Origin of the sequence: Acinetobacter sp. SFD, from assembly GCF_001647575.1 — a bacterium.
Taxonomy (GTDB): Bacteria; Pseudomonadota; Gammaproteobacteria; order Pseudomonadales; family Moraxellaceae; genus Acinetobacter; species Acinetobacter pecorum.
Map to the genome: position 1 here is coordinate 124,734 of NZ_LSZJ01000011.1, position 24,477 is coordinate 149,210.

Consider the following 24,477-nt stretch of genomic DNA (forward strand, 5'->3'; position numbering starts at 1 on the left):
CATAGTTAATGATAATTACTTACATTATCTTTCTCATAATCAAGCTCTCTCATGCGTTTTGCTTATTCCCCACTTTCTATTGCGGTTTTAACTGCATTGAGTTCAACTGTTTTTGCTGAAAAATCCGATCAATCAGAACACGTCAAATCACAAGCTTCTGTTAAGTTTTCCACCATTGTGATTCAAGCTAAAACAGAAAATGAGGTGGGGAAAACGGTTTACAATAAAGAGGACATACAGCAAATACCAAATGGCTCTAAGACCATCACCGAATTATTAAAAGTTAATCCGAATGTACAATTTGATTCAAACGCACGTAGTGGATTGCAGCAAGGCGAACTCAACGCGACGGATATCAGTATTAATGGCAGCCTACCCTACGATAATAAGTTTTTGATCAATGGCCTCAGCATTAATAACAATATTAATCCAGGTAGTGACGCAAAAAGTAATACCCTGAATGAAATAATGGGAAGTTCACAAACGGTGACAATTAATGCCGATCTGCTGTGTAAAATCACCCTACTTGATAGCAATGTGGGTGCCGAATTTGGTGAGTTCACAGGTGGCGTAGTCAGTGCAGAAACCTGTGTTCCCCAAACCGAAATTGGTAAAATTCATGGCAGCCTGAGCTATGACTATACTTCTGATCATTGGTCAGACATCAATTTCCCTAGTAAAGAAGCAGCTGAAGAATTTGAAAATTCCACCAGTGAAAGCAAACAACCTTTCTTTACACGTCAAGGGATCAGTGCAACGTCTTATGGCAAACTTGCTGAAAGTTTGGGTTTCAATGCATTTGGTTCATATCGCCGTGCAGATATTCCTTTAAAAACAAGTATTGATAACCCAGATTCTTATGAACAAAAACGAGGTTCAAACAATGCAGGTATAGAGTTTTTCTATACTCCCAGTGACAATACGGTTTTAAAGATTGGCACACAATTTATGGAATCGAGTGGTGACTATTTTCTTTCATCCACTCATAACTCCCAAAGCTCACATACATCAGACAGCCAAAGTTTCTATATCAACTTAAAAAATAAATTGAATTCAGTTGAACTTGAGCAACAAGCCAATTATCAAACGCAGACTGCAAACCGTAAAAGTGCGACAGATAATATTTCCTGGTTGAAATCATCAACCAAAAACTGGAAGTCCTCGGGTATGCAAATTGAAGGCAGCTTCGGCAGCACTCAGCAGCAGGAGGAAAAACTAGAATATAGTCTTAAGGCATTATTTGAACCCATTCAAACCCAGCATACGACCCATACGTTCAAAATGGGCGGAGGATATGGACACTATAATGCTCATTGGAAACGTCCTGTCACAACAAGCATTTATTCTAGTGCGACTGGAAATATTGCCAATCTCAGCTGTTATTCAAATACTGGTCATAAATATGATGCATGTGATGAAGGAAATGGCCAAGACGGACAGTTTCTAAAAAATCGCACCTCTTATTTGGCAGGTAAAATTGAGGTACAGCAAGACCGTTGGCATGCATTTTTACAGGATCAGATTCAATGGGACAAATACTTCACAGCAACACTTGGCTTTCGTGCAGACTATGACAGCTTAACTAAAAATAATAATGTTGCACCACGTAGCTCATTTGTTTTTAAACCTTTTGCTAATGAACAATTATCCTTTACCACTGGCTGGAACCGCTACTATGGTTTAAATGCCTTTTATAATGAATTACAAGATCAAAAAGGTTTATTGATCATTCGCCAAACACGTGACAACCTATCAGCCGACTGGAAAGAAAAAGCATATGCCGGTTCTTTTACTTATCGTTCGCAGCTTGATACCCCTTATGCAGATGAAACCATGTTCGGAATCAATGCTGAATATGCAAATAGCCGTATTGGTCTAAAATGGGTTAATCGTAAAAATAAGAACCAGATTCGCCGCACAGAATCAGTTAAAGATCCAGCCATTTCAACCAATCGCTTTAGCTATACTTATGATAATGAAGGTAAATCTGAATCAAATATTTATACCTTAAGCCTGATTAACATTCGCCCATTGAAGTTAGTTGGCACACAGCATTTGTTCAGCCTAAATGCAGATTATACTGAAACCCAGCGTAACTTCGACTCATACAGCACAGCGTATTATACCGGCACACCCATCATCTACTACGATGGTAAATTGATCAATGCTGAAGATAAGCCATCTGAAATCTTTAATACTCCCTGGACAACACGTTTAGGCTGGAATATTAAATTTGACCGGATTCCTTTAAGCATTAATAACTTCATCAGTTACCAGGGCAAAGTGGATGCCATGAAGAAAATATCAAAAGGTTATTCTGATAAAAATAATGAACAATATGATATGTATACCCCATACACCACCAAAAATACCTTCTACTGGGATGTAAGGGCGACCTATGATATTCCTTTAAATAAGGACCTTAAAGCCATTTTAGGTTTAACGATTAACAATGTGACGAATCGTGATAATTTCTATCTGGATTCGGGTGTTGCCTATCCACAAATTGGCCGCCAATTTATTGCAGATGTCACTTTTAAATTCTAGAGCCTGAATAGGTACCTGCTGCTCTTTTTCATTTGCTTAGGCTATAATTAATGCGATTTCATATTGTGCCTTTGTGTCATGTTAAAAAAGATTTTACTGGTTTTACTGATTTTAGCCCCATCCGCGCTATATCTCTATATCGTCAACCGTGATGATAACAACACTGCTGAGACAGTGACAACGCCAGATAAAAACTCTCAGCCTGAGCAATATCAAACTCCAGATCACTAATTTTGAGTGATCTTTTCAAAGATTTATTTTTTAAATTAAAAAACAACTTTATGGGGAAATTTCAATTTATGTGATATTTCATATAATTAAAACTAAAATACTTCTTTTGAATCTCCTCTCTCGATTTAGTTATGCAATCTCCCTCTCCACCTTCACAGCATTCGTCTGTTGAGGGTCAAACTCCGTCGTTAAAACGTGCCATGGGCACACGCCATCTGATCATGCTTTCTCTGGGTGGTGCGATTGGTACCGGGCTATTTATGGGCTCAGGTGAAGTGATTTCCCAAGCTGGTCCGCTCGGTGCCGTACTGGCCTATATTATTGGTGGCCTGATCGCTTATATGGTCATGCTCTGCCTGGGTGAACTGGCAGTACATTTGCCAGTATCCGGCTCCTTTGGTGCATTCGCCACAAATTATATCGGTCCGGGTACCGGCTATATGGTGTCTTGGATGTACTGGCTGGGTTGGTCCGCGACCTTGGGTACAGAGTTTACGGCCGCTGCCATTCTGATGCAGGAATGGTTCCCGCAAACTTCCATCTGGTTATGGACATTAATCTTTGCTGGCGGGGTCCTGTTATCTAACCTGAGTTCAACCCGCACCTTTGCCGAGTCTGAATTCTGGTTATCAATGATTAAAGTTGCCACTGTATTGATTTTCATCATTCTGGGTTTTGCATGTATTTTTGGATTTATTCCTTTCCAGGGCTATGAATCTGCACCACTGTTTAGCAATCTGACCGAGCATGGCTGGTTGCCGAATGGCTTGATTCCCCTATTTACCACCCTTCTGATCGTAAACTTTGCCTTTAACGGTACAGAGATGATCGGAATCGCTGCAGGTGAAACTGAAAATCCCGAGAAAAATGTACCTAAGGCGATTCATGCTGCGGTATGGCGTCTGATTATTTTCTTTGTCGGCACCATTATCGTTATCAGTTCACTACTATCTTATACTGATGCAGGTCTGCAAGTCGGTGGTCATGGTGGCCTGAGTAGCAGTCCATTTGTCTCGGTATTTACCCAGATGGGCATTCCTTATGCAGAAGACTTTATCCGTTTTGTGATTATCACTGCCCTGCTTTCTACTGCAAACTCCGGCCTATATGCCGCTTCACGTATGATGTGGGCACTTTCTTCAAAAAATCATTTGCCCCGAATATTTGCCAAAGTCAGTAAATCAGGTGTGCCTTATATTGCGGTTTGGGTAACCATGATTGGGGGTTTACCGGGCTTACTGTCTGAACAGTTCGGTGCTGATGTGATCTTTAAGAACCTGATGGGTGTTGCCGCATTCACTATGGTTATTGTCTGGATGAGCATTTGCTGGAGCCAGTTTAATTTCCGTCGCCAGTGGCTCAAATCTGGTCATGCGCTGTCTGATCTTAAATTCCGTACACCATGGTTTCCACTTGTACCAATTTTAGGTTTTGTATGCTGTACCGCAACAGGTTTAAGTATGGCGGCTGATCCTGAAATGCTGTCCGGCTTTATTGGCTGTTTGCTGTTTATGGCAGCATGTTATGCAAGTTATTACTGGCTCTATCATAACAAAGCTTAATTTTTAGACTTCGGTATAGAGATTTTTCTCTCTTTAATAAACCCAATTTCGATTGGGTTTATTTTTATAATCTGCAAATCTGTTCAGAAAATAATATCTTAATAAAATAAAGTTTTTGTTTTGCCTAATGTTTAAACTGTTAAATGAATTTTAGCAAAAACCCTTTTGACAAAACCCGGCTTAATCCTTAATATACGCATCACCTCGCAACGTCCCTATCGTCTAGAGGCCTAGGACATCGCCCTTTCACGGCGGTAACCGGGGTTCGAATCCCCGTAGGGACGCCATCTATTGATCTCATACGATCAGACCTTATTCGAAATTACTATTATTCGATTGCAGATTTGTAGTTTTTCACTACAATAGCTCGCTTCATTCCTTTGAAGTATTTCTTATTTCCTATGCACTCATCTCCGAATGATGCTACGCATCAGGGCAATTCTGCGCCTTTAAAACGCGCTATGAGTACTCGACATCTGGTCATGATTTCGCTGGGTGGCGCAATCGGAACAGGCCTATTTTTAGGTTCGGGTGAAGTCATTGCACAAACGGGGCCTGTAGGTGCCATTCTCGCTTATCTCCTGGGCGGTATTATCGCGTACATGGTAATGCTATGTTTGGGCGAACTTGCCGTCCACATGCCAGAATCTGGTTCATTTGGCGCTTATGCCAAACGTTATATCGGACCAGGTACAGGCTATACCATCACCTGGTTATACTGGCTGACGTGGTCGGTCACTCTCGGAACTGAATTTACTGCAGCGGCCTTGCTGATGCAGGAATGGTTCCCGGATATTTCCATGTGGTTATGGACCATTATCTTTGGTGTATTCGTATTTAGTCTAAATATGATTTCAACCCGCTGGTTTGCCGAATCCGAATTCTGGCTGGCACTGGTCAAAGTGGTCACGGTTGTTGCCTTTATTCTTTTAGGTCTATTGGCCATATTTGGTGTTTTGGGCTATCAGGGCTATGAAGCCGCACCTTTATTTACCAATCTGACTGCACAGGGCTGGTTCCCTGAAGGGCTGTTCCCGATTTTTGCGACGATGCTGATCGTGAACTTCGCCTTCTCTGGCACCGAGTTGATTGGTGTGGCTGCGGGTGAGACTGAAAACCCTGCCAAAAATGTTCCTAAAGCGATTAATACTGCGATTTTCCGCTTATTAATTTTCTTTGTAGGTACGATTATTGTGGTAACAGCCTTACTTCCGCATCAGGAAGCGGGCTTAGCTGCTGAAGGCGTAAGTAGCAGTCCATTCGTAACAGTATTTCAGCATATTGGTATTCCTTATGCTGAAGACATCATCCGCTTTGTAATTATCACTGCATTGCTGTCTGCTGCCAACTCGGGCCTGTTTGCTGCTTCACGCATGATGTGGTCATTGTCATATAGCAAACAGTTGCCTGCCGTATTCTCAAGACTCAATGCTCGCGGTGTACCGTATATTGCAGTGATGGTAACTATGCTGGGTGCATTGCCAGGCTTGCTGTCTGAACAGTTTGCGCCAGAGACCATCTTTACCAACTTGCTGGGCGTTGCGGCGTTTACCATGGTGGTGGTCTGGATGAGTATCTGCTTAAGCCAGTTCAACTTCCGTCGTCAGTGGTATAAACAAGGTCATACTGCCAAAGAGCTGGGCTTCGCTGCACCATTGTTCCCAATTGTGCCAATCCTGGGCTTTGTGTTCTGTTTTATTACCTGTATTAGCATGGTCTTTGATCCATCAATGCGGATCAGCTTCATAGGCTGTCTGATATTTATTGCGTTATGCTATGCAAGCTACTACAAGTTCTATCACAATAAAGCTTAAATCTTAAAGCAAATAAAAGAGCAGCTCCGGCTGCTCTTTTTGTCAATATATCTTTAATTCACATCTATACATTTCCTGCTTTGCTTTTATCTGTTCCCATAAATATACATATGTCTGTTAATCCTTGTTTTATCAAAAAAATTTAAAACATTAATACTACAAGAAGCACCGGTTCAGCTGAGGCAAGGTTTTTATACTATGAGTATAAAACTGTCGGTCTCAGTGAGGCATCGATGAAAATTGTTTTTATTCATGGCATGAACAAGCAAGATTATACAGCTACTTCATTACGGCAACACTGGCTGCATCTTCTCAAAAAAGGCCTGCGCAAAAATTCGCACCAGCAAGCTCGTTTCACTTATTTAAAACGGCATATCCGCATCCCTTTTTATGGAGATTTACTCTCTCAGCATCATTTGCGTAATCTGCTTAGTGGAAATATTTTAATGCCACAGCAGTGGCCGCATTTTCCCTTCCTGCATCCAGTTCAGCGGCAACCCACGCCACCTGTAGATCAGCGTATCAATCAAATTTGTGACGTCCCACAATTGAACCTTGATGATGCACTCAAGTTCAACCAGAAACTGAGGTTCATCACAGCGTTAAGCAAGGATATTGCTTTACGCGATTTTGTGATACTCCTTAATTATTTTCCCCGCTTGCATGCCAGTTTGTTGCAAAAATTTTTACAGGAAACTTATCTTTACTTGGCCAATCCAGAGTTTATGCAGGAAGTTCACCTTCGCATTCATCATCAACTATATAGCAGCAAACCACAGATTGTAGTGGCACATTCGCTTGGCACCGTGATTGCCTATAATTATTTGATTGAGCACCCGGAACTGAATATCAAACGTTTTATTACCCTCGGATCACCGCTGGCATTTCGGGTCATCCAAGCCCATCTCCAGCAACCGATCACACGACCTGCTGCCATTTCAGGCGATTGGATAAATTTTTATTCACCTGATGATTTTCTCACTGCATTTCCACTCTCAAAAAGCCCTTTTAACTTTCAACCTAACATTATCAATCAGGAAATTCGTACTTTTGTGGAACGCCCACATGACGTTGAAGGTTATTTACAGCATCCAAAAGTATTAACTGCCATGCTGGAATTGCTTAAAAATCCAGCTTAATTCAGGTAATTTTCCTCTATTTCAACAAGATTGTTTTAAATTTACGCACTCAACCCGTAAAATCATTTTTTTTATGGAAATGCGTTTGACACCCCCCTGTTTTCACCCTATTATACGCCCACCTCTGAAACGTCCCTATCGTCTAGAGGCCTAGGACATCGCCCTTTCACGGCGGTAACCGGGGTTCGAATCCCCGTAGGGACGCCAATTTTCAGAAGTACATTTTATTAAGTCCCTATCGTCTAGAGGCCTAGGACATCGCCCTTTCACGGCGGTAACCGGGGTTCGAATCCCCGTAGGGACGCCATTACTTCCAGCTAAAAGTAAGGGTTTTAAAATTTATCTTCTGTACTGTCCCTATCGTCTAGAGGCCTAGGACATCGCCCTTTCACGGCGGTAACCGGGGTTCGAATCCCCGTAGGGACGCCATATTCGAGATGATTATCTTATAAATGATCTTCTCATAAAAAAGCTCAGGCATTGCGACCTGAGCTTTTTTTTACCCACTTAGAAACCTCAATTCTATTTTTACCGCTCGTTCAAATTCTGCGGTTACTTTCCTGAATGCCAACCTATTCTTAATTTTATAATTTGTATTTTTTTACATTTCTATGCACAGAAATATCCGTTCATTTTCATTTAAAGCAATACATCAATAAATTAGAACAAAAATTCAACACCCTGAGTTTAGAGCTCACGTTAAGGTAAATAAAAGAAATCTGCAAGGATCAGATTATGTTCTTCAGCACAGAGTTAAGTTTACCTTTATCGCCGAATAAAAATCATAATTTTCAATTTAAAAGCTTTAAGGAGTGGGTCGACTTTTTTCAAGATACTGAAATTTCGATGTATGCCAAAACCGAACAAGCCGAATCTTATTTGAGTGATCTGATTAAAAATTTAAAGATTAATACTCTCGGATGGTTAGATCAGCCTGCACAGGTTGAACAGCATCTTCTAGAACAACATCATCAGGTTTGTACGACTTTCCAGGCCTATGTCAATCGCCGGAAACAGCACCAAGCCCGGGAATATTTTCCTACGGTTTCCCATGCTTTCGAATTCCTGGCAAAAGTTGCACCAGTCAAGCTGGTCGATGGTGCTTGGTTATATTCGACCGTACCGAATTGCAATCAGCCCGAGCTGAAAGATTTGATTTACATCTATCTCGAAGAGCTTGGCTTAGGGCATCCGCGTGCCAATCATGTCACCATGTATCAGGACGTGTTAAGTCATTATGAGCTGAACAGTTATGCCGAGCATCTGGATGACAGTTACTATGAACAGGCTGCCGTACAGTTGGCACTGGCTTATGCCCCGGCCAAATATTTACCTCTGGTCATTGGCTTTAATCTCGGTTATGAACAGTTACCGCTGCATCTGTTAATCACCAATTATGAACTGGCTGAACTGGGTATTGATCCGCATTATTTCAATGTGCACATTACTATTGATAATGCTCACAATGGTCATGCGCAGAAATCCCTGCAAGCATTTATCCAGCATTTTAATCATGCTGAAGATCCACACGCTTATCTGGATCTGATTAAAAAAGGCTATGTTCTAAATGACCTTGGTAAAAGTTCTTCCCAAATCATCCGGGAACTGGACATTGAGCAGATGGCTTTAAAAATTTTTCAGAATAAAGCGCTGATTGGTCAATATATTCATAATCAGAAATGCCAGTTTAGTGGCAAGACCATCAATGACTGGTTATCCGATCCTGCCCAGATTGCCGAGTTTTTGCAGGTGATGATTGAAAAAGGCTGGATCGTGAAAGATGCGCCAGTAGAACAAAGTCGCTTCTGGAAAATGATCGATCATCCGGAAGGTAAAATGTTTGGGGTCTTTAATGCGACCGAAAAACAGATTATTAAAGACTGGATTCAGGGTGCAGGCTTGGCAACTCGCCTGTCCTCACGTAGTGCAGCCCCATCACAAGCAAAAATTGAACCTGCAATGAGCCGTATGGACCAGCAGCGCTTAAATCAGTTAAAAAGCCGCTTCATGCGCTGTGAGGGTGCTGAACAGAAAATTGATTTACTGATTCCTTATACTGCACCGCATATGCATCATACCGAAATAGGCTTATGGGCGACTCGTCAGTTAAGTCAGTTATTATTTCCTTTTCAGACCCAGGCGATGCATTACTCCTAAAGCCCCCCTAAGTGCCAGAAATTAAAAAAACCGGACATTTGCAGTGTCCGGTTTTTTAATAAAGATTAAGCCGATTTTCGCGAGTTTAATTGTCCTTTGATCACCGCTTTGACATTGCCTTTCAGATACTGCAAAAAGACTTTTAGTGGTGAGAGTTTCGGATTAGGCTGCTTGCCTTTGGCAATTTCCTTAAACTGCGCGGCATACCAGATGATTTCCATAATCGCCATCTTGTCGACCATTGGAATACCGGTTTTAATTTTCTCAACTGCATAACGTACATCCTGCCCTGCAACCAGACGATTGCCCAAGTCAGGTTCTACCGCAAAGGGACGTGCAATCCCGACAAAATCACAAGCACCACTGTCAAGCGCGGCATTCATGCCTTCAACTGTTCGGAATCCACCAGTGACCATGATATGGCACTTCACTTCCTGACGGATTTTTTCGGCAAAATCCAGGAAATAGGCTTCACGGGATATGGTCGAGGCCTTGCGCTTGTCTGCTTTCACGCCGGCCATCGCAGGTGCTTCATAGCTACCACCTGACACTTCAATGATATCGATGCCTGCAGCGTCCATCGCCTTAAAGACATAGATGACATCTTCTTCGCTAATACCACCGCGCTGGAAATCAGCTGAATTCAGCTTAACCGAAATAATAAAATTTTCCGAAGTCGCAGCACGAACAGCCTGATAGGTTTGCAGCAAGAAACGGGTACGATTCTCAATACTACCACCCCATTGATCCTGACGCTTATTGGTCAGCGGTGACAGAAATTGGCTAATCAGATAACCATGTGCCCCATGCAACTGCACCCCCTCAAATCCTGCTTTTTCACAGATAGCAGCCGAAGTGGCAAAGCGCTGGATAATATCCAGGATTTCATCTTCACGCAGTTCCCGTGGGGTTCCAAAGCTCAGGGCTAAAGCCGGACTAAAGGGTACTGCGGACGGTGCAACCGTTTCTTTATTCAGACCTTTAGGACACTGGCGGCCCGGATGCGACAACTGGACCAGTTGTACCATGCCATGCTGTTTGCCTACGCCAGCCCAGACTTTGAGCTGCGCCAGATCGCGTTCTGTTTCTACCACTACGACGCCCGGTTCATTCTTGGCACGATAATCTACCATGACATTACCCGTAATAGCACAACCCAAGCCACCTTCGGCCCATGCTTCATACAACTTGAAATGCGCCTGATTGGGCTGGCCGGCATCATTGGCCAGTGCTTCACTCATGGCACCTTTAATGATGCGGTTTTTAAAAGTGGTATTGCGAATTTGAATGGAATCGGCCAATTGAGTCATGATCTGTCCTGATACGTTACTTTTCTTTTGTACTCGTTTATAACGTAAGCCAGAACAATTGACAATCAGTCTTGTCAAATTTACACAATTTTTATCTGTTTATTTTTCTTGAGTAAATATTTATATGATTTAGTTTCTTGGATCAAAAGCATCCCGTACTGCTTCTCCCATATAGATCAGCAAACTCAATACAATCGCCAAACTAAAGAATCCAGACAATGCCAGCCACGGCGCATTTAAGTTATTTTTGGCCTGAAGCAAGAGTTCCCCTAGGGATGCCGAATCGGGTGGCAAACCATATCCTAAAAAATCTAGCGCTGTCAGTGCAGTAATATTAGCGGTTAGCATAAAAGGTAACTGTGACAGGCTAGAACCTATCACATTGGGGAGAATATGTTTGAACATGATCCGTCCATCCCCGGCCCCAATACTTCTTGCCGCCCAGACATATTCCAGATTTCTGGCGCGCAAAAACTCAGCGCGCACCATACTCACCAGTGTGGTCCAGCCAAATAACAGCATGATCAGAAATAGCCAGTAAATACTCGGACTAAACAGACTGACCAGTACCATCACCATAAACAGCATCGGCAAACCGCTCCAGACTTCGAGTATGCGTTGCCCGATCAGGTCAATCCATCCACCATAATAACCCTGAATTGCCCCTGCTAAAATTCCCAACGCCGCAGACAATAAAGTCAAAGCAAAACCAAACAGTAATGAAATCCTTAAGCCATATAGAATCCGTGCCAGAACGTCACGGCCCTGATCATCTGTTCCCAGCCAGTTTTGCGCACTTGGTGGCGAAGGCACCGGTTCAGCCAATTCAAAATTTGGCGTTTGATAGGAAAACGGAATGATGGGCCAGATCGCCCAGCCTTTTTCTGCAATCAGTTGCTGCACAGCCGGATCTTTATATTCTGCTTCTGTCTCAAATACCCCACCAAAAGCTGTTTCTGGATAGGATTTCAAGATGGGCAGATAAAAAGCATGATCATATTTCACCAGCAAGGGCTTATCGTTAGCAATCAGTTCTGCACCCAAGGAAATGATGAAAATAACACTAAAAATAATAAAGCAGCTAAAGCCTAGCTTATGCTGTTTGAAACGTTGCCAGCGTGCTTGCATCAAGGAAGACATTATTGTGATCCTCGACGTGAACTGAAATGAATTCTTGGATCAATCAGTTGATACAGCAAATCGCTGAGTAAACGCAGTATCAGACCGAGCAAGGTAAAGATAAATAAAGTACCAAAAACCACCGGATAGTCACGCTGGATAATCGCCTCAAAACCTAAAACACCTAACCCATCCAGATTAAAGATAATCTCGATAAACAGGTTGCCCACGAAAAACACCCCGATCAGGACTTCGGGCAAACCTGCAACCAGCACTAAAATGGCATTCCGGAATACATGCCGATACAACACTGCATGTTCAGTTAAACCTTTGGCCCGCGCAGCCAGGACATATTGCTTGCTTAGCTCTTCCACAAAAGAAAATTTGACCAGATAAGTCAAACTGGCAAATCCACCAAGCACCATGGCCAACAGCGGCAAGGCCATATGCCAGAAATAATCCTGAATTTTCGCAAAGAATGAGAGTTCAGCAAAATTTTCAGAGCGAATGCCCTGCAAGGGAAACCAGTGCAGATAAGACCCGCCAGCAAAAAAGACGATCAGTAAAATGGCAAAAATAAAGGCTGGAATGGCATAGCCTACGGCCAACATTAGAGAGGTGGTCTGATCAAACAGACTGCCATGTTTTCGGGCTTTTCTGATCCCTAAAGGAATGGAGACCAGATAAATCAACAAGGTACTCCACAAGCCTAAAGAAAGCGATACTGGCAATTTTTCCCAGATGAGTTCAGTCACAGGTTGGTCTTTGAAAAAACTCTGCCCCAGATCAAACTGCGCATAACGCGTTACCATTTCCCAAAAGCGGATATGCAGCGGCTGGTCAAAGCCGTACTGGATATTGATCTGCTCAAGCATCTCCGGTGTGAGGCCTTGCTTTCCCTGATACTGCAATCCGGTATGCGCCAAACCATTAACCTGTTGCGCCTGATAAATCGCCTGCTCCACCGGACCACCGGGTGCCAGCTGGATCACCATGAAATTGATCAGCAAAATGATCAGCAAGGTTGGAATCATCAGCAACAGACGTTTGAGAATATAAGTGCTCATGGCACTCCCTGATAGGCTTGGAGCTTAATGCTGTTTGAAATAGTCAGCCACATGTCTGGCCTTTGCCGCATCGACCCACCAGTAATCAATCCCGGCGGAGAGTTTAGGTTTTCGTTGCGGCTGCTGATACATATTCCAGTAAGCATACCAGTATTCGCCCGTACCATAAGTCAGAATATGATAATAGCCTGCACGCAGTAAACGGTCTAATGCTCGGGTACTATTCACCAGCTGTTCACGGTTTTGAGCCTGAGTTACCTGCTGAATGACTCCATCAATGGCCGGATTTCGAATGCCAGCATAATTATAATTACTTGGCTGCGTGGCGGCCTGACTGCCCCAGAACTGTTTCTGCTCCTGCCCCGGTGTCAGGGATTGTGGCATGGTATCGACAATCATATCAAACTGATAATTCCGCAGCCGTTCATAATATTGCGCGGTTTCTACCATACGAATACTGGCCTGAATACCCAAGCGTTTTAAATGACGTAGATATGGCATCAGATCACGTTGCTGTTCCGCCTGATGCAACAGGAATTCAATCTGTACCGGTTGACCCGCAGCATTGATCAGCTTCCCCTGTTGATAACGATAGCCTGCCTTTAATAGCAATTGACGGGCTTTTAACAGATTGTTCCGGTTAAAACCGGAGGCATCTGACTGAGGATATTTCCAGTCCTGCAGTACAGCCTGACGTTGAACCGGATCAAGCTGTTTTAAATGGGGTTTTAAAATGTGCAGTTCTTGGACACTTGGCCGTCCATGAGATGCAAGCTCGCTATTGGAAAAAAAGCTGTTCAGGCGCTGATATTCACCATAGAACATGGCTTTATTCAGCCATTCAAAATCATAGGCAAAACTCAAGGCTTGCCGGAAACGGATATCGGCAAAAGGCTGACGACGGGTATTGAATATCAGACTCTGGGTCGGAATCGGGTTGTGATGCTGAAAGCGGTAACGCTGCACCTGTCCTTGCCGAACGGCAGGAAACTGGTAGTCTTTCACCCAGCGGTTGACCTGTTTTTCCTCATGCAAGGTAAATTGGCCCGACTTGAAAGCTTCGAACTTGATTTCAGGACTACGATAATAACGATACTTGATCCGGTCAAAATTATAACGTCCGCGGTTGACCATCAAGTCTTTGCCCCAGTATCGGGGATTGCGTTTGTAGCTAATACTACGTCCAGCATCTATGTGTTCAATGACATAAGGCCCTGAACCCAGCATCGGTTTCAACGTCAATTCTTTAAAATTACGTTTTTGCCATTCCTGTTTAGAATAAATGGGCATCTGCGCGACAATCATCGCCATTTCCGGATTATGTCCGGATTTAAAATGCATTTTGACCTGTAAAGGTGACAGGACTTCCAGTCGGTTTAAATCAGCCAGATACATCTGCAGGCTAAAATTGGACTGGGTCTGAAACAGTTCAAAACTGTATTTGACATCTTGTGCAGTTACCGGCTGGCCATTGCTAAACCGTGCTTTGGGATTTAAATGAAAAATAATAAAGGCGGTTTTCTTGGGGTCAAAACTGACTTTTTCTGCCAGCAAGGGATAGTACACACCGGGCTCATCCAGTGACTTGGACAGCAAACTGTCAAAAATATAGTTGATCCCTTCAGTGACATTACCCTTGCCATTCATGCTATTCAAATTATCGAAACTGCCATCAGCTGCCAGAATCAGCGTACCGCCTTTCGGTGCTTGCGGATTGGCATAAGGCAGGGATTTGGCCTGGGCATATTTCGGCTGGTTATATAGCGCGATATATGGGGGGGTAATAAGGGCCGCCCAACTGCTACTCACGAGCAGCGGGGCTAGCCAGATCAACCTGAAAGTTTTAAATAAATGAGCGAATCTCATGATCCATTCATTAGTTCGGCACTTTAATCACATCCCCAATACGCAATTGCGTATTCGGTTTGAGATCATTCATTTCTGCCAGTTCATTGCTGTTCATGCCATAACGTGAAGCCAGACCGATTAAGGTATCACCGCGTTTGACCTTATAATCCGTTACCAGTTTTGGAATCTGAATGGTTTGACTGACACGCAATCCTGCGCGTGGGCTCAGATTATTTAACTGAGCCAGGTCGGTCACGCTTATGCCTAAACGGCTGGCAATTGCATTCAGAGATTCACCTGATTTTACCGTATAGGATTCAGTTGCCTTAGAAGCTACAGGCTTAGCTGCCACTTTCACGTCTTCAACTTTTTTATCTGCCGGAAAGTCACCATCAATTTTTAAACGCTGACCAATACGCACTGTGCTATTGGTATTCAGGCCGTTTAAATCTGCCAGATATTTCAGTTGTAAATGATACTGACGCGCAATAGAGCTTAAGGTTTCACCTGATTTCACCACATGCGAATCCGATTTTGCATTCTTCGCCGCAGTTTCCGCGGCCACTTCACGTACCGGTTCTGCGACTTCACCACTCAGTTTCAGACGCTGTCCTACACGCAAGCCGGCATTACGTGACATGCCATTCAGGCTCGCCACCTGGTCCATTGACAGATTGTATTTTGCGGCAATGCCGGTCAGCGTATCACCCGCTTGAACCGTATAGGTTTCAGGGATTTGACTGCCGGCTGGAATCTTGATGGTCTGACCTATACGTAAACCACTATTAGCAGACAATCCATTCAGTTCAGCCAGTTCAGAGACACTCAGCTTGCTTTGATTAGCAATGCTATACAGGGTTTCACCACGTTTGACCTGATAGTTTTCAGTCGCAGTCTGATCGACTTTGACATTTTCAAACTTCTGCTCAGTTTTCTGGCTAGATGCCGTTAGCCCTTCAACTTCCTGAAGTGGTACATTGATTTTCTGACCCACCATCAGACTGCTACCGGCAGTCAGACCTGAAGTCAAAGATGCCAGTTCAGCATTTGAAAGCCCGTAACGATCGGCAATCAGTTTCAGATACTCACCGCGTTTTACTGTATAGGATTTGGTCTGAACCTTGGCAGTTTCAGCTTTTTTAATCTCTTCAGCTTTGGCTTTGGATTGCCCTGTATCTTTCAGTGACAGCTTTTGCCCAACAAACAGTCCGCTATTGGTACTCAGTCCATTAAAATCAGCCAGTTGCTTCACACTAAAACCAAACTGATTCGCTACACTGGTCAGGGAATCATTGGCCTGAACCACATAGGTTTCCGGTTTTTCTTTGGTTGCAGTTGCTTCCTGTACAGGTTTGGCATCATACAGATAAATGGTGGTGCCCACATATAGCGGAGAATTTGGATCAATCTGGTTCCATTTTGCCACATCACGCCAGTTCACCCCATTTTTAGCTGCAATCAGAGCCAGATTATCGCCTGCTACGACCTTATAGGTACTGCGTTTGCCTTTTGGAGCGACCACTACCACTTCAGAATCCGTCTTGACGAAATTTTTGCCCTGATTTAACTTGGCTTCAACTGAATTTGCGGTGGTATTTTCAGCAACCTCTTTTGGATAAGAGAAGCCTTTGGTCAGTTCCTTGCCTTGCTGCTCAGCTACAGACAGGCTGGTTTGAATGGCAGTCAGCTTGATTTTGCCGTCATAAGGATCAACAATTTCTGTACCTGCCGGTGCCAACGCTTTTAGCTCCTCAACCACCTGAGCTTGTTCTGCCGGTGTTGCGACAGGCTGCAGAATTTCATCCACAGTCTTGTTCATATCCTGTGCGGCTACGACCTGTTGAATTTGCTGACGTTCAGCTGCTGAAATCGGTGGTTCAACCTGAATCTGTTTCACTGGTGCGGCAGGTGTCACTGCCACCGGAATACGTGGTGCACTTGGAATAGGCAAATCACTTTGTGCCGCAAAACTCGCCAGGGCAGATGAGCCTTGAGGTGTCGAAACCTTTTTGGTGGTCTGGGTCACAGTATTTGCTGTGGTCGACGTACTTACAGCAGCTGTTACCACAGGTGCAGTCGTGACAGTTCTTGCCGGAGTCGTCGTTTTGGCAACGGTCGTTGCTGGCTGATTACTAACAACCGCTGGCGGAGTCTGTTTAGAAGGCGTAATCGTTTTCGTATTTAATTCTGGCGGTGCAGCTCTGCTGGGCACCACTGTCGTCGTATTTCGCGGCAGGCTGCTCGTGTTACTCGCCCATAAACCGCCTGAGCCGGATAATTTTTTCAGCTTCTCATCCACTGAAGGACTTAAATCAGCAGGAATCAGAATACGGCGCGGACTTGAAGGATCAATATGATCACCACGATGACCCGGGTTTAATTGATACAGTTCTGCACGGCTTAGACCAGTGATGGCTGCAATTTCATTTAAACTGGCCACACCGACCGGAACTTCACGGAAATGTGGACGGTTGGCAATCGGTGGCAAGCTCACCCCATAGCTGCCTGGATTTTTAATAATCTGTGCAACTGCCAGGAAACGTGGCACATAGCTCATGGTTTCTTGTGGCAATTTTAATGACCAATAATCGGTAGGCAGACCTGCAGCTTTGTTGCGGTTAATCGCCTGCTGGATACGGCCTGGGCCGGCATTATAAGAAGCAAGTGCCAATTCCCAAGAACCAAACTGGTTATACAGACTGCCCAAAAACTCATAGGCTGCACGGGTCGATTCCACGACATCACGACGACCATCGTATAAAGGGGTCTGCTTTAAACCATAAATACGGCCGGTACTTGGAATAAACTGCCATAAACCTGCCGCTGCCGCACTACTGGTCGCTGCCGGGTCATAGGAACTTTCAATAATCGGTAACAGCGCCAACTCGGTCGGCATGCCACGGCGTTCTGCTTCTTTTACCGTATAATACAAATAGCGTGATGCACGGGCACTTAAGCGGTCCAGATAAGGCTGACGCGAAATAAACCAGCCGCGCTGTGCATCAATCCGTGGATTCCAGACACTTAAATTCATCTTGAAACCTACAGTCATGCGCTTCCAGACATCACCATGTTTCAAAATCTGTAAACGGTCACCCTCAACTGCACGCATATCTGTTGCGGAAAGTAAATCTTCCAGTCCATCCAGACTGCTGCCATCCAGATATTGAGATCCAACCTGCTTGCTTTTTGCTGTTTGGTTCGCATTATGTGTAGACGAACAGCCCGTCAGTCCCAGAGACGCAAGTGCAGCTCCCAGTACAGAAAATTTCAAGAAAGTCGGTAATGTCGGCTGCCACAAGTTTGTGGTTGGTTTATACATAAAGAAATCCAAACAACTCGTATATAAATTTATTTTTTAGATATGCCATTGTAGTGAAGCATGTCGAAGACACAAGGCAATAATTTACCGCGATTTCACGTTAAATGTTACAAGAAATTAAAAAATCCGGAACATATAGATTGATCGACTGCATTTGCGCTATACAATAACCCTTCCAGTTTGTTCCATTTTGATCGGATTTAATTTATGTCACACACTATCACACTTTATGTCGATGGCGCCTGCCGCGGCAACCCGGGTTTAGGTGGTTGGGGGGCATATATTGTGAATGAACAGCAAGAATACAAAATATATGGTGGTGAAGACCATACCACCAACAACCGCATGGAACTGACGGCTGCCATTGAGGGCATTCTGTTTTGTGACAAGCAAGACAAACTGGTGATCTATACCGACTCCAACTATGTCAAACAAGGTATTACCGAATGGATTCATGGCTGGAAGAGGAAAAACTGGAAAGACGTCAAAAATCCTGACCTGTGGCAAAAACTGGATGCAGTCTGTCAGGGACGAGAAATTGAATGGCACTGGGTTAAAGGCCATGCTGGCCATCCAGGTAATGAAATGGCCGATCAGTTAGCCAATCTGGGTGCCGATGAAACCCTGAAAAAATCCAAGCAAAGCCCTTCAATTTCTGAAGATAAAAAAAAATCTGAACCAGACTGGCTGCTAGATGATCCTTTTGGTCTGGATCTGGCCGAGAGTGAAGAAGAACTGGAAGAGCTGTCCGAAGACATCATCGAAGTGACTGTTGAAGAAATTGTACAGACTGAAGTTTTAGCAGCGGACATCCATGAAGATACTTCATCTTCAGACGCATCTGCCGCGGCTCAATTACACCCGCAAATTGTCATTACACCAGCCAAGTTACAGCTGCATGGCCCACGTCAATTGATTCTGGATACTGAAACCACCGGTTTTTATTATCAGGATGGTGACCGGATTATTGAAGTGGGTGCCCTTGAGATGATTAACCGGAAGCTTACCGGCAGCTCGATTCATATTTATATCAATCCGAAAAAACCGGTCGGTGATTCCGTCAATGTCCACGGTATTACCGACGAATTCCTGCAAGACAAACCGCTGTTTGAAGAAATTTCCCAGGTGCTGTTTGACTATTTGCACGGTGCGGAAATCATTGCGCATAACGCGGCCTTCGATATGAACTTCCTGGATATGGAATTCAAACGCGCAGGTTTTAAAGCACTCTCCGAGGTCTGTGAAGTCACCGACACTCTGGCACTGGCCAAGTCCAAGCATCCTGGACAGAAAAATTCACTGGATGCACTCGTGCGCCGTTACGAGATTCCACAACGCGACCGTACCTTCCACGGTGCCTTGCTCGATGCGGAAATCCTGTCCGATGTTTATCTGGCCATGACCGGTGGACAGGTCTCTTTTGATATTGATGCCCTGTCTCAGTCGGAAGAGCAGAACAGTCGTTCCGGGATGGCTAGGGTTGAAATTGATTTACCCCTGATTCTTCCATCAGAACAGGAATTACAGGAACATGAGAAATGGGTCAAACATTTCGAAGAAAAACATGGAACTGCTTGCCTTTTCGCGAAATAAAATCTACATTTCCGGGGATACTTTAGGTTTAAAACTATCGTTCTTCAGTTATAGTAAATACAAAGAGGTCCTGCAGTTTGAAGCGGGGCTCATATATAGATAATACTCCAGGAAAGGTGCAGATCATGTCTTACCAAACCTCTATACATTTTGATCCAACAGCCTTACTGATAATAAAAAATGAGGTTGATAACTCGATCAAGTTAGTCGAATCAGCAGTAAGCACCTTGGTAGAAGACCAGACTTTACCTTTTGGCATTGATGATGCATTAAATCAGTTTGAACAATGCGCCCAGGTTCTGGCTCTGATCGACATGTCCAGTCTGGCAAAAATCGCTCAATATTCAGCAGAACTGATGCGCAAGATCATGGGGAATCCAGCGCAGGTCAATACTCAGGATGTTATTGCCTTGAGTGAAGGCACCACCATGCTGAAACGCTATATCGAATTCATCTGCCTGCGTGAAGTGAAAATTCCACAATTTTTGCTAGATACCCTGAACCGCCTGGAACTGGCTTTGGGTAAACCGCTGACAACTGAAGGCCAGCATGTAGAATCCTTACTGGATTGTATTACTCCTGACTTTGCATTGCCACAAGCGCCAGGTCTGGAAAAATCCGAATATGTACACCGCCTGTATAAGCTGTCACTGAACAAGCTGATTACTCAGGAAGAAAGTGAACTGGATCTGCAAGCCATCAAACTGGTAGGAGCCTATCTGGCTGGACTTTCCGAACAGCATGATGGCAGCAAACAGTACTGGAATCTGGTCTATGTTGCCTTCAACAATATCGAGCATCTGTTCATTAATGAGCCACGTCTACGCACCCTGGTGAGCATTGAACGTAACATGGCACAGTATTTTAGCTCGGCAGACAGTTTCAAGGCTTCATTGGCTGATCTGGCCAATGTGCTCAGCCTGTGTATCAGTCAGGAAGATGAAACTGCACAGTCTATCCGCAGCCAGCTGAATGTGAGCGATGACCTGCTGACCGATATGCAACTACAGGTTTTCAGTCGCCATCTATATGGTCCAGACTTTGAAACCATGCATACCATCAGCGAATTGGTGACCACAGAAATGGCGCACATTCGTAATGACATCGAGTTCAACTATCACAGCATGACACCTGAAAAGACCCAGGAATTACAGGCTCAACTGAATAATCTGGCCAATATCTTCAAGGTGTTGAACCTGAATGAAGCCTATCATGACCTGACCCGTCAGGCTGCTACACTGAGCCAGCCGGAGATGATGCAGGATGCCAGTTTTGCCCAGCAGTTAATGAATGTCATTCTGTCTGCCATGAACTCGATTGGCGTACTGGAGCGTCATTATACTTCGAGCCGTTTGCAGCTGCGCGTCAATAACATGAATATTTCCCTGGACCGTCTGGATGAAGCACATGCTGCTTTGCTCAGTGAAACCAAGGCACTGATTGAACTTTCCAGCCAGATTCTCAGCAATTACTTGCAAGACCAGGACTTGGCTGCCCTTGAAGCTGTACCCGTACAGTTTTACGAGATTGGCGGCGCCATGCTATTCCTGAATGCGGAACATGTTCGTACTGCTTTCGTCACAACTGCGGAATTTATCAAAAACCGTATTGAACTGTCGATTGCATTAAGTCCAGAAGAAATTCATCGGGCTCTAGATACCCTGGCCAGTGCCGACATGATGATTGATAACTTAAAGAACAAACAGCCTGTATTACAGACCATGTTTCAGGTAGCATTGGACAGTAGCGAAAAACTCAAAATAGTTGCCTAATGTCCAAATTATCACTTGCTTATATTTTTCAACAACAGCAACTGCTGGTCGATCAACACTTTCAACTTCCACGGGTTGAAGCCTTAGCAAGTGATTTGCTACTCCACACGGGTGATCAGGTGATTGCCCGTGACCTCCTTCCCGATGAGCCAATTCCTCCAGGCTTGCAACTGGTTCCCATCCGTCAGCTGTTACAGTTCTGGAATACCCGGCAATTTGAACAGGCCAGCCGTGCGGTACAGCTTTTAGAATGGCGTCGTAACCATAAATTTTGCAGTCATTGTGGCACAGCCACTGAAGCACATGCTGTTGAATATGCCATGGTCTGTCCATCCTGCAACTACCGTCAATATCCACGGGTACAGCCTTGCGTTATTACCATCATTACCCGAGGTAAAGACGAGATTTTACTGGCTAAAAATGCACGTAATACCAAAAGCCAGATGTATGGACTGATTGCCGGTTTCGTTGAAGTGGGTGAAACCCTGGAAGATGCAGTACGTCGTGAAACGCTGGAAGAAGTCGGTTTAAAGCTCAAGAATATTCAGTATCTGGCCAGCCAGCCCTGGCCTTTCCCAAGCAACCTGATGATTGCCTTCAAGGCAGAATATGCTGGCGGTGAGCTACAGCTGCAGGAAGAAGAAATTAGCGATGCGCAATTCTTCAAATTCGATCAGCTGCCGGAGATTCCATTCAAAGGTAGTATTGCCCATGCCATGATCATGCATGTGACTCAAGGCACGCCCGTCGCAGACGACACTAAAACCTGGCTATAAGCCTGTACTTAAAAGTAAATTTTTCAAGGCTCAAAAAAAAGAACCCAGTGGATAATCGCCTGGGGTTCTTTTTTTATGTGTTGCTACAGGGTTTATCCAGCTATCAGCTCAGGATTTAAACGCATCTTCGAGTGCCCAAAGCACCTGAGACTTGGTCTGGAAAAAGCGGCTAAACAAACTGGAGAGCGAACCCACGATCGTAATATGGCCAAGTTTCGGAATATGAATCAAATGGCTATGATTGCCCTTCTCTTTCAGTACACGATCCAAATCATGACTATTGAAATGCCCGACAATCTTGTCTTTTTCGGCAATAAACAGGTAATGCCGGGTTGAGCTATTTTTAACAAAATAGTAAGGCATGACCTGCTGATAAGGTACCGCCTGATCAAATGCACCTGCACAGATCGGATCGTTTTTATAATCAAAATGATAAGGCCCTGCCAGACCAATAATCGCCCGAATCTGACTATGATCGATACTGGCAGATTGCGGATGATACAAGGCAGACATCACATTGAATGCGCCGGCAGAATGTCCCATCAAGACCAGATTTTCAGCACAGATCTGCAACTGCTCAGCCGACTGCTGCAAATGATTTAGCAACAAATGCAGATCATGAATATAGGTGGGAAAAATATGCTGTGGTGCCAGATGATAATTCATCACCACTACATCATAACCTTCTTTGGCAAAGGACTCGCCAATAAACTGGTAATCCTTTTTATCGCCATGCAACCATGCACCACCATGTACAAACACAATCAGGGGACGGTGGGGCAAAGGCTGCTGACTTCGAAACAGGTCAAAGCGTTGTCGGGATTTCAGACCATAGGCCAATTGGGTTTCGACCATATAACCCTGTTTCGGAGTTAAACGATTTAGGGCATAGCTGCCAAAATCGTATAACCTGAAATCTTTATACTGTTGCTGAAGCTGAAGAATATGCTGTGAAAGTTGGGTTTTAAACTGACCGACCTTATGGTTCATAGGTCGGTTCAACCGTATCAGGATCAATGGCAACCGGTGTCTGTTCAATACCCGGCTGCGCATATGCCGGTGCAGCAAAATTCTGACTGGCCAGACTTGAGGATTGTTCAACATTATCGATCAGGGTCACGATTTTAGTAACATTGCCTACCTGCTGTAATACCTGATTCAGGTCAGTAATCTCGGCACTGTTTAAACGTCCCATCACATACAATATGCCATCTTCAGTATGAACATGCACCTTACTATCTGCAACTACAGGCGCCTTCATAATTAAACCGCGGGTATTTGCAGTCACCGCCGTATCCTGCATGATAGTGCTATAGCTGATCTGATTGCCGACAGTAATAAAATTATGAACTGCCTTCACATCACTCATGGATTTGACATTGTCTTCGGCCAATTGTTTCAGATGGGCATCTGGCACCTGACCGGTCAGCAGGACATTGCCATGAAAACTTTCAATATTGACCCGGGCCTGCTTAAAACGCGAGTCCAGTTTATAAAGGTTAATTTTTGCAGTACGGACAATCGAGGAATCAATAAATACCTGCCCCAAGGTACGCGCCCCACTTTCAGTTCCGACAGGAGCCGTACCTGTGCCGCTAGAAATAAAACTGGCACAACCTGATAAACTTGCGACACACAGCATTGTTATTGCAATACGCTTAACCACTCAGCAAGACTCCTTCATTTTATTACGTCTTTTCAATCTAATCATCTTTTCCAAGCTCAGATCATGGCAATTCTGCTTGAACTTTACAATGATCTTGAAGCAAATATATGCATCTTTAGATCTTATTTTGTTTAAAGGTTAATAAACTCTTGATCAAAAGTAAAAGCATTTTCAATCCATGCCAGATCATAAGGGTATTGCGAAAAGTCATGCTGTAGGGTTTTTGCAAATTGCTGTTTAAAATCAAAACAAATCACGTCAAAACGATAGTAATAGTGTGCAAATTGTGGATTTTTTTGAATAAAGCACATGGCTGTCTTGAGCATCTTGCCCTGTTTCGCCCTAGACACCGACTCGATCGCTTGTGCATATCGGGTTTGTGCACGTGCTTTGACTTCCACAAAGACCAGCTCCTGATCACGTACTAGAATCAGATCCAGCTCGCCATAGCGACTGTGATAATTGGCTGCCAGGAACTGAAATCCATGGTTTTGCATCAATTGGGCCGCTTGCTGCTCCGCCCATGCACCTAGTTGCGGTCGTAGCATTCCTCT

General features: G+C 44.2%; 17 protein-coding genes and 4 tRNA genes. 13 read left to right on the plus strand and 8 right to left on the minus strand.

What is annotated here, in order from left to right:
• The first annotated feature begins 51 nt into the window (after positions 1-51).
• The 10 genes from AY605_RS06070 to AY605_RS06110 all read left to right on the plus strand — a co-directional run bounded on the left by AY605_RS06070 (position 52) and on the right by AY605_RS06110 (position 9,450).
• Positions 52-2,547 carry a TonB-dependent receptor plug domain-containing protein gene (locus AY605_RS06070; RefSeq protein WP_064095554.1) on the plus strand — a complete coding sequence of 832 codons (2,496 nt, stop codon included), beginning with the start codon at positions 52-54 and terminating at the stop codon, positions 2,545-2,547.
• Between the two features lie 78 nt (positions 2,548-2,625).
• Complete coding sequence (locus AY605_RS15065; protein WP_171254922.1) at positions 2,626-2,778, plus strand: hypothetical protein; 153 nt, start codon at positions 2,626-2,628, stop codon at positions 2,776-2,778.
• Between the two features lie 131 nt (positions 2,779-2,909).
• Positions 2,910-4,340, plus strand: coding sequence for an amino acid permease (locus AY605_RS06075; protein ID WP_064095555.1), 1,431 nt, complete (start codon positions 2,910-2,912; stop codon positions 4,338-4,340).
• Between the two features lie 211 nt (positions 4,341-4,551).
• Positions 4,552-4,627, plus strand: a tRNA-Glu gene (locus tag AY605_RS06080).
• Positions 4,628-4,741: 114 nt separating this feature from the next.
• Positions 4,742-6,154: an amino acid permease gene (locus tag AY605_RS06085; RefSeq protein WP_064095556.1), complete on the plus strand. Its 1,413-nt coding sequence runs from the start codon at positions 4,742-4,744 to the stop codon at positions 6,152-6,154.
• A gap of 233 nt (positions 6,155-6,387) precedes the next feature.
• A complete protein-coding gene (locus AY605_RS06090) occupies positions 6,388-7,293 on the plus strand; it encodes an alpha/beta fold hydrolase (protein ID WP_064095557.1) in 906 nt (301 codons plus the stop codon).
• A 131-nt stretch (positions 7,294-7,424) separates the two neighbouring features.
• Positions 7,425-7,500, plus strand: a tRNA-Glu gene (locus AY605_RS06095).
• A 24-nt stretch (positions 7,501-7,524) separates the two neighbouring features.
• A tRNA-Glu gene (locus AY605_RS06100) sits at positions 7,525-7,600 on the plus strand.
• Positions 7,601-7,646: 46 nt separating this feature from the next.
• Positions 7,647-7,722 (plus strand) — tRNA-Glu (locus AY605_RS06105).
• A 306-nt stretch (positions 7,723-8,028) separates the two neighbouring features.
• Positions 8,029-9,450, plus strand: coding sequence for an iron-containing redox enzyme family protein (locus tag AY605_RS06110; protein WP_064095558.1), 1,422 nt, complete (start codon positions 8,029-8,031; stop codon positions 9,448-9,450).
• A gap of 65 nt (positions 9,451-9,515) precedes the next feature.
• On the opposite strand, the gene AY605_RS06115 is transcribed toward AY605_RS06110, so the two are convergent.
• From AY605_RS06115 to AY605_RS06135, 5 genes are all read right to left on the minus strand, one after another.
• Positions 9,516-10,760 (minus strand): NADH:flavin oxidoreductase/NADH oxidase family protein, encoded by a 1,245-nt coding sequence (locus AY605_RS06115; RefSeq protein WP_064095559.1) that lies wholly within the window; start codon positions 10,758-10,760, stop codon positions 9,516-9,518.
• Positions 10,761-10,889: 129 nt separating this feature from the next.
• On the minus strand, positions 10,890-11,900 hold the full coding sequence (locus AY605_RS06120) for an ABC transporter permease (RefSeq protein ID WP_064095560.1): 1,011 nt from the start codon (positions 11,898-11,900) through the stop codon (positions 10,890-10,892).
• A complete protein-coding gene (gene yejB, locus AY605_RS06125; RefSeq protein ID WP_064095561.1) occupies positions 11,900-12,946 on the minus strand; it encodes a microcin C ABC transporter permease YejB in 1,047 nt (348 codons plus the stop codon). Before yejB ends, AY605_RS06120 begins: the two co-directional genes overlap by 1 nt.
• Positions 12,947-12,970: 24 nt before the next feature.
• Entirely contained in the window at positions 12,971-14,812 is a 1,842-nt protein-coding gene (locus tag AY605_RS06130; RefSeq protein ID WP_064095562.1) for an extracellular solute-binding protein, read from the minus strand.
• A 10-nt stretch (positions 14,813-14,822) separates the two neighbouring features.
• Positions 14,823-18,116: a LysM peptidoglycan-binding domain-containing protein gene (locus AY605_RS06135; protein ID WP_064095563.1), complete on the minus strand. Its 3,294-nt coding sequence runs from the start codon at positions 18,114-18,116 to the stop codon at positions 14,823-14,825.
• Between the two features lie 207 nt (positions 18,117-18,323).
• Between AY605_RS06135 and dnaQ the strand changes: the two genes are divergently transcribed.
• The 3 genes from dnaQ (at position 18,324) to nudC (ending at position 22,257) form a co-directional block, all read left to right on the plus strand.
• Positions 18,324-19,709, plus strand: a complete 1,386-nt coding sequence (gene dnaQ / locus AY605_RS06140; RefSeq protein ID WP_064095564.1) for a DNA polymerase III subunit epsilon — start codon at positions 18,324-18,326, stop codon at positions 19,707-19,709.
• A gap of 125 nt (positions 19,710-19,834) precedes the next feature.
• Entirely contained in the window at positions 19,835-21,481 is a 1,647-nt protein-coding gene (locus tag AY605_RS06145) for a hypothetical protein (protein WP_064095565.1), read from the plus strand.
• Positions 21,481-22,257, plus strand: a complete 777-nt coding sequence (gene nudC, locus AY605_RS06150) for an NAD(+) diphosphatase (protein WP_064095566.1) — start codon at positions 21,481-21,483, stop codon at positions 22,255-22,257. Before AY605_RS06145 ends, nudC begins: the two co-directional genes overlap by 1 nt.
• 108 nt (positions 22,258-22,365) lie before the next feature.
• Here nudC and AY605_RS06155 read toward each other — a convergent pair whose 3' ends face one another.
• The 3 genes from AY605_RS06155 to AY605_RS06165 form a co-directional block, all read right to left on the minus strand.
• Entirely contained in the window at positions 22,366-23,247 is an 882-nt protein-coding gene (locus AY605_RS06155) for an alpha/beta hydrolase (protein ID WP_064095567.1), read from the minus strand.
• A complete protein-coding gene (locus AY605_RS06160; RefSeq protein WP_064095568.1) occupies positions 23,237-23,923 on the minus strand; it encodes a BON domain-containing protein in 687 nt (228 codons plus the stop codon). Before AY605_RS06160 ends, AY605_RS06155 begins: the two co-directional genes overlap by 11 nt.
• 131 nt (positions 23,924-24,054) lie before the next feature.
• A complete protein-coding gene (locus AY605_RS06165; protein ID WP_064095569.1) occupies positions 24,055-24,471 on the minus strand; it encodes a YraN family protein in 417 nt (138 codons plus the stop codon).
• Positions 24,472-24,477 lie beyond the last annotated feature (6 nt).

Bases quoted from the DNA above. Each gene is read 5' to 3' on its own strand.
- AY605_RS06130 (WP_064095562.1), bottom strand. From the start codon at position 14,812: ATGAGATTCGCTCATTTATTTAAAACTTTCAGGTTGATCTGGCTAGCC.
- AY605_RS06085 (WP_064095556.1), top strand. From the start codon at position 4,742: ATGCACTCATCTCCGAATGATGCTACGCATCAGGGCAATTCTGCGCCT.
- AY605_RS15065 (WP_171254922.1), top strand. From the start codon at position 2,626: ATGTTAAAAAAGATTTTACTGGTTTTACTGATTTTAGCCCCATCCGCG.
- AY605_RS06135 (WP_064095563.1), bottom strand. From the start codon at position 18,116: ATGTATAAACCAACCACAAACTTGTGGCAGCCGACATTACCGACTTTC.
- AY605_RS06090 (WP_064095557.1), top strand. From the start codon at position 6,388: ATGAAAATTGTTTTTATTCATGGCATGAACAAGCAAGATTATACAGCT.
- AY605_RS06110 (WP_064095558.1), top strand. From the start codon at position 8,029: ATGTTCTTCAGCACAGAGTTAAGTTTACCTTTATCGCCGAATAAAAAT.
- nudC (WP_064095566.1), top strand. From the start codon at position 21,481: ATGTCCAAATTATCACTTGCTTATATTTTTCAACAACAGCAACTGCTG.
- yejB (WP_064095561.1), bottom strand. From the start codon at position 12,946: ATGAGCACTTATATTCTCAAACGTCTGTTGCTGATGATTCCAACCTTG.
- dnaQ (WP_064095564.1), top strand. From the start codon at position 18,324: ATGTCACACACTATCACACTTTATGTCGATGGCGCCTGCCGCGGCAAC.
- AY605_RS06120 (WP_064095560.1), bottom strand. From the start codon at position 11,900: ATGTCTTCCTTGATGCAAGCACGCTGGCAACGTTTCAAACAGCATAAG.
- AY605_RS06075 (WP_064095555.1), top strand. From the start codon at position 2,910: ATGCAATCTCCCTCTCCACCTTCACAGCATTCGTCTGTTGAGGGTCAA.
- AY605_RS06145 (WP_064095565.1), top strand. From the start codon at position 19,835: ATGTCTTACCAAACCTCTATACATTTTGATCCAACAGCCTTACTGATA.
- AY605_RS06070 (WP_064095554.1), top strand. From the start codon at position 52: ATGCGTTTTGCTTATTCCCCACTTTCTATTGCGGTTTTAACTGCATTG.
- AY605_RS06115 (WP_064095559.1), bottom strand. From the start codon at position 10,760: ATGACTCAATTGGCCGATTCCATTCAAATTCGCAATACCACTTTTAAA.
- AY605_RS06165 (WP_064095569.1), bottom strand. From the start codon at position 24,471: ATGCTACGACCGCAACTAGGTGCATGGGCGGAGCAGCAAGCGGCCCAA.
- AY605_RS06155 (WP_064095567.1), bottom strand. From the start codon at position 23,247: ATGAACCATAAGGTCGGTCAGTTTAAAACCCAACTTTCACAGCATATT.